At 59.0% G+C, this 5,465-nt stretch carries 5 protein-coding genes; 3 read left to right on the top strand and 2 right to left on the bottom strand.

Features of this window, described 5'->3' with window-relative positions; all coding sequences use genetic code 11:
• The 3 genes from D8U18_RS03865 to D8U18_RS03855 all read left to right on the top strand — a co-directional run.
• Positions 1-473, top strand: a 473-nt coding sequence (locus D8U18_RS03865; protein ID WP_131107054.1) for a DUF3015 domain-containing protein, incomplete at its 5' end; no start/stop codon positions are given.
• A 95-nt stretch (positions 474-568) separates the two neighbouring features.
• Positions 569-2,422 carry a DUF4105 domain-containing protein gene (locus D8U18_RS03860; RefSeq protein WP_131107053.1) on the top strand — a complete coding sequence of 618 codons (1,854 nt, stop codon included), beginning with the start codon at positions 569-571 and terminating at the stop codon, positions 2,420-2,422.
• A gap of 75 nt (positions 2,423-2,497) precedes the next feature.
• The gene (locus tag D8U18_RS03855) at positions 2,498-2,992 is read left to right on the top strand and encodes a GreA/GreB family elongation factor (protein WP_130907855.1); all 495 of its coding nucleotides are present in this window, start codon (positions 2,498-2,500) and stop codon (positions 2,990-2,992) included.
• Here the strand turns inward: D8U18_RS03855 and gdhA are convergent.
• Both gdhA and D8U18_RS03845 read right to left on the bottom strand, forming a co-directional pair.
• Positions 2,989-4,326: an NADP-specific glutamate dehydrogenase gene (gdhA, locus tag D8U18_RS03850; protein ID WP_056855680.1), complete on the bottom strand. Its 1,338-nt coding sequence runs from the start codon at positions 4,324-4,326 to the stop codon at positions 2,989-2,991. The two genes, D8U18_RS03855 and gdhA, sit on opposite strands and share 4 nt — an antisense overlap.
• Positions 4,327-4,695: 369 nt before the next feature.
• On the bottom strand, positions 4,696-5,465 hold a 770-nt coding region (locus tag D8U18_RS03845; protein ID WP_131107052.1), incomplete at its 5' end, for an ATP-binding cassette domain-containing protein.

The raw sequence follows: 5,465 nt of genomic DNA, 5'->3' as shown, positions 1-5,465 counted from the left end.
TCGGTACTCTCTTCACCGCTGTATCCATCAACGCCATGGCTCAGGCGCCAGGCGGCCCGGATTGCGGTTGGGGCAACATGCTGTTCGAAGGTCAGCGTGGCACCCCGGCTCACTTCCTGGCATCCACCACCAACGGCACTTCCGGCAACGCAACCTTCGGTATGACTTCCGGTACCAACGGTTGCTCCACCAACGCGTCGCTGACCTATGGCGGCAAATCCTGGTTTGCCATGAATGGCATGATGAACGAGCTGTCCGAAGACATGGCCAAGGGTCAGGGCGAAGCGCTGACTACTTACGCCGTGGTACTGGGCGTGGCGCCGGAAGACCGTGCGCACTTCGCCGCCGTCACTCACCAGCACTTCCAGCAGATCTTCAGCAAGGCTGACGTGACTGCAGAAGATGTGCATACCAACACCCTGGCCGTTCTGAAGAGCGATCCTCGTCTGGCCAAGTACGCTACTCAGGCTTAAGCTCGATCAGCCCGTTTCTCTTCGGAGAGCGGGCTTTTATTTTTTCGACCTGCCCTTCTTCGGGTCTTTGTTTTTTCCTGTTTAAGTTGCCGACTATGCTCAAACGCCTTGCCTGGCTGGCGCTCTGTGTCTGCGCCCCGCTGTCCGCCGCGCCCGTTATCGACAATCAACGTTTGCAGCAACTGGCCAACGACCCTTTCTGGATTTCACTGGGCCATTACGAAACCGCCAAGCTCGGCGGCTGGCGCAGCTATGTCAGCGATCCGAAGTTCTTCCTTGCCGCCGATGGCAACGCACACCCGGACCGTGAACTGGCGGCCACCGTGCAAGCGCTGTACGCGCCCGCCAGCGCGGGCGAGCAGCACGCTCAATGCGTTTATCCGGCGCGCACCCGTTGGCTCAAAACACAGCTCAACCTGACAGATCTGCCAGTCCTGGACTGCGCCGAATTCAAGCAATGGTTCAAGGATGTCTCGCCCCACAGCGCGGTAATGATCTTCCCCGCGGCGTATTTGAACAGCCCTTCCTCGATGTTCGGCCACACCCTGTTGCGTATCGATCAGGCGGATGTGCAAAGCGACAAGACTTCGCTGCTCAGCTACGCAATCAACTTTGGAGCGTACATCGAAGGTTCGGACAACAGCATTCTCTATGCCTGGAAAGGCTTGATGGGCGGTTATCCGGGGTTGTTTGCCCTGGTGCCGTATCAGGAAAAACTCTCGGAATACCGCAGCCTGGAAAACCGCGACCTGTGGGAATACCGGCTCAACCTGACCCAGCAGGAAACCGCGCGCATGGTCGAGCATGTCTGGGAGTTGAAGCAGATCAAGTTCGACTACTTCTTCTTCGACGAAAACTGCTCCTATCGCCTGCTGGAACTGTTGCAAGTGGCCCGCCCGAGCCTGCGCCTGACCGAACAATTCCCTCTGACCGCCATTCCCACCGACACCGTCAAAGCGGTGAAAGACGCAGGGCTGGTCGAGTCGATCGAGTATCGTCCGTCCCGCGAACGGGAGTTGTTGAGCCGCGCCGAGCCGTTGTCCGATGAAGAACAACAATGGGTGCTGAAAGTCAGCGCCGACCAGAAGCAACTGCAAACCCCGGCCTTCAAGGCCCAGCCCCGCGACCGCCAGGCGCTGATCATCGACGCGGCCTATCGTCTTGAACGGTATCGCGCCAACGGCCAGGAACGCGATCCGCAGCGGGCACAGCGCAGCTTCGAACTGCTGCGGGCGATCAACCAGAACCCGGCACCGGAACTGGACATTCCGCAACCCGGCCTGCCAGAGGATGGTCATGAATCCCGCACATGGCAGGCCGGTCTAGGTACCCGTGGCGACCGCGCCTTTGGCGAATACGGTTTGCGCATGGCCTATCACGACCTCAACGACAACTCGGAAAGCTTCCCCCTTGGCGCGCAGATCGAAATCCTGCAACTGAAGCTGCGCCAATACGAAGGCAATGATTGGCAGGTGCAGCAACTGGACCTGGCGACCATCCGCTCCCTGACCCCGCGCAACGAGCTGCTGCAACCGCTGTCGTGGCAGGTGACCGGCGGCCTGGAACGGGTGCCGGGCAAGCATGACGATGAAACCCTGGTCAGCCACGTCAATGGCGGTGGCGGCGGCACCTGGCAACTGGCCGACGACATGCTCGGCTTTGCCTTGGGCACTGTGCGGGTGGAGCACAACAATGACTTCGCCGAATTCATTTCTCCGGCAGCAGGTTTCAACACCGGCCTGCTCTGGAAAAACCCGCTGGGTAACTTGAGCCTTGAGACCAGGGGCGATTTCTTCACCAATGGCGAAGTGCGCCGCTCCATCAGCTTGAACCAGCAATGGGAGCTATCGCGCAACCTGGGCCTGCGCCTGAGCGCCCAGCGCGAATTCAGCCACCTGGCTTCGCCGGAGAACGAAGTGATGCTTGAGGTGAAGTGGTATCACTACTGATTTGAGTCGCTTTCAGACATTCAAAGAAACCAAATGCCAGCAACCATGGCCCAAACCCTATAACGGGAGAAAACCATGAGTCGCGCCTTCGTCAATGAAGATAACGCCGCCGCGCAAGCCGATCAGCCAGTTGAACGGCAGGTCAGTGCGCAACCCAACTACGTCACGCCGCAAGGGTTGAAGTTGTTGCAGGAAAAAGTCGCCGAGCTGCAAGCGCTGCATGCCGAACAATCGGCCAGGATCGACCAGACCGACAAACAACGCCTGGTCGACCTCGAACGGGACCTGCGCTACTTCAAGCAGCGATTGAGCAGCGCACAGGTTGCAGCTGTCGCCACTTCAACCGAAAAAGTGCAGATCGGCAGCTGGGTGACCTACGCCGATGAGCATGACAGCGAACACCGGGTGCAATTGGTGGGCGAAGATCAGGCCGATGCTGCCCATGGCCTGATCAATTGGGGCTCGCCACTGGGTCGGGCGTTGCTGGGCGCACAACTCGGTGACGAGGTGTTGTGGCAACGTCCGGCCGGTGATCAAGTGATCGCAGTGATCCGCATCGAACCGGCTTAAACCACACCCTGAGCAAGCATCGCATCGGCGACTTTGACGAAGCCGGCGATGTTCGCGCCCTTGACGTAATTGACCTGACCGTTCTCTTCGCCGTAATGCACACAGGCGTGGTGGATCGACTGCATGATCGCGTGCAGCTTGCTGTCCACCTCACCGCCGGTCCACAGCAGACGCATGGCGTTCTGCGACATCTCCAGACCGCTGACGGCAACGCCACCGGCATTGGACGCCTTGCCCGGGGCGAACAGGATGCCCGCCTCGATGAACAGGTCCACTGCTTCCAGCGTTGTCGGCATGTTCGCGCCCTCGGCCACGCAGATGCAGCCATTGCGCAGCAGAGCGCGAGCCGCCTCGGCATCCAGTTCGTTTTGCGTGGCGCAAGGCAGCGCGATATCGCACCTCAGCCCCCACGGGTGTTGCCCGGCAAGGAACTCAAGACCAAAACGGCCGGCCAATTCGCTGATGCGCCCGCGCTGGACGTTTTTCAGCTCCAGCACCGCGCTCCATTGCTCTTCGGTCAAACCGCTTTCGCAGTACAGCGTGCCTTCGGAATCCGACAGCGAAATCACCTTGCCACCCAGGTCCATGACCTTGCGCGCAGCGTATTGGGCGACGTTGCCGGAACCGGAAATCGCCACACGCTTGCCCTCGACGGTTTGCTCGCGACGCTTGAGCATTTCCTCGGCAAAGTACACGCAACCGAAACCCGTCGCTTCCGGGCGGATCAGGCTGCCGCCGTAGCTTGGACCTTTACCGGTCAGCACGCTGGTGAACTGGTTGCTCAAGCGCTTGTACTGACCGAACAGGAAACCGATCTCGCGGGCACCGACGCCGATGTCTCCGGCCGGCACGTCAACGTCGGCGCCGATGTGCCGGTACAGCTCGCTCATGAAGGCCTGGCAGAAGCGCATGACTTCGGCATCGCTTTTGCCTTTGGGGTCGAAGTCCGAACCGCCCTTGCCACCGCCCATGGGCAGCGACGTCAGCGAGTTCTTGAAGGTCTGCTCGAAGGCGAGGAATTTCAGCACGCCGAGGTTAACCGAAGGATGGAAGCGCAAGCCGCCCTTGTACGGACCGATGGCACTGTTCATCTGGATGCGGAAGCCACGGTTGACCTGCACCTTGCCATGATCATCGACCCAGGAAACCCGAAACACGACTGCCCGCTCCGGTTCACAGATGCGTTCCAGAATGCCCGAGGTCAGGTAGTGCGGATTGGCTTCGAGAAACGGCCACAGGCTGCGCAGGACTTCTTCGACAGCCTGGTGAAATTCGGGTTGATCCGGGTCGCGTTTTTTCAGGCGCGCCAGGAAAGATTCGACGGATTCGATCATGAAGAGTCTCGGCAAATTTATTGTCGTTGGGAGAGATTGCGCCGGACTTTAACAAACGGATCGCGCACAGGAACAGAGCAGAATGTCGCTTTTATGAAATTAAATGGTGCACAGGATATAAATCAGACCGGTTTTTAGCCCTATTTTGCACTTCAATGGTGAGATCAGACTCAAATTATGCACCAACAGTTATATCGCCATCGCTGGCAAGCCAGCTCCCACAGTGTCAGCGGTGACTACATTTCCGGGCATGACAAAAATCCTGTGGGAGCTGGCTTGCCAGCGATGAATTCACCGCAGTATTCCTGAAAAAAACCGGGCAAAAAAAAACGGAGCCCGAAGGCTCCGCTCTTTATGCAACCAACCCAATCAGGCCAGTTTCTTGTGCCGTACACGATGCGGCTGGGCAGCCGCTTCGCCGAGACGCTTTTTACGATCGGCTTCGTATTCGGTGTAGTTACCTTCGAAGAACACCGCTTGGGAATCGTCTTCGTACGCCAGGATGTGCGTCGCGACGCGGTCCAGGAACCACCGATCGTGAGAGATCACAATGGCGGCGCCCGGGAAGTCCAGCAGGGCTTCTTCCAGGGAACGCAGGGTTTCAACGTCGAGGTCGTTGGACGGTTCGTCGAGCAGCAGGACGTTGCCGCCCTCCTTCAGGGTCAGCGCCAGGTGCAAGCGACCACGCTCACCACCGGACAGGTCCTTGACGAACTTCTGCTGGTCGCCACCCTTGAAGTTGAAGCGACCGACGTAGGTGCGCGACGGGATCTCGTAGTTGCCGATGCGGATCTGGTCGGAACCGTCGGAGATCTGCTGGAAGACGGTCTTGCTGCCGTCCAGGTCTTCGCGGCTCTGGTCGACACAAGCCAGTTGCACGGTTTCACCGACTTCGATGCTGCCCGAATCCGGAGTTTCCTTGCCCATCAGCATGCGGAACAGGGTGGATTTACCAGCACCGTTACCGCCGATCACGCCAACGATGGCGCCTTTAGGCATGGAGAACGACAGGTTGTCGATCAGCACGCGATCGCCATAACCCTTGGTAACGTTCTTGAACTCGATGACCTTGTCGCCCAGGCGTGGACCGGCCGGGATGTAGATCTCGTTGGTTTCGCTGCGCTTCTGGAATTCCTGCG

It is taken from the genome of Pseudomonas sp. Sample_10, assembly GCF_004321495.1.
Lineage (GTDB): Bacteria > Pseudomonadota > Gammaproteobacteria > Pseudomonadales > Pseudomonadaceae > Aquipseudomonas.
This window is presented reverse-complemented; position numbering and strand designations above follow the sequence as displayed.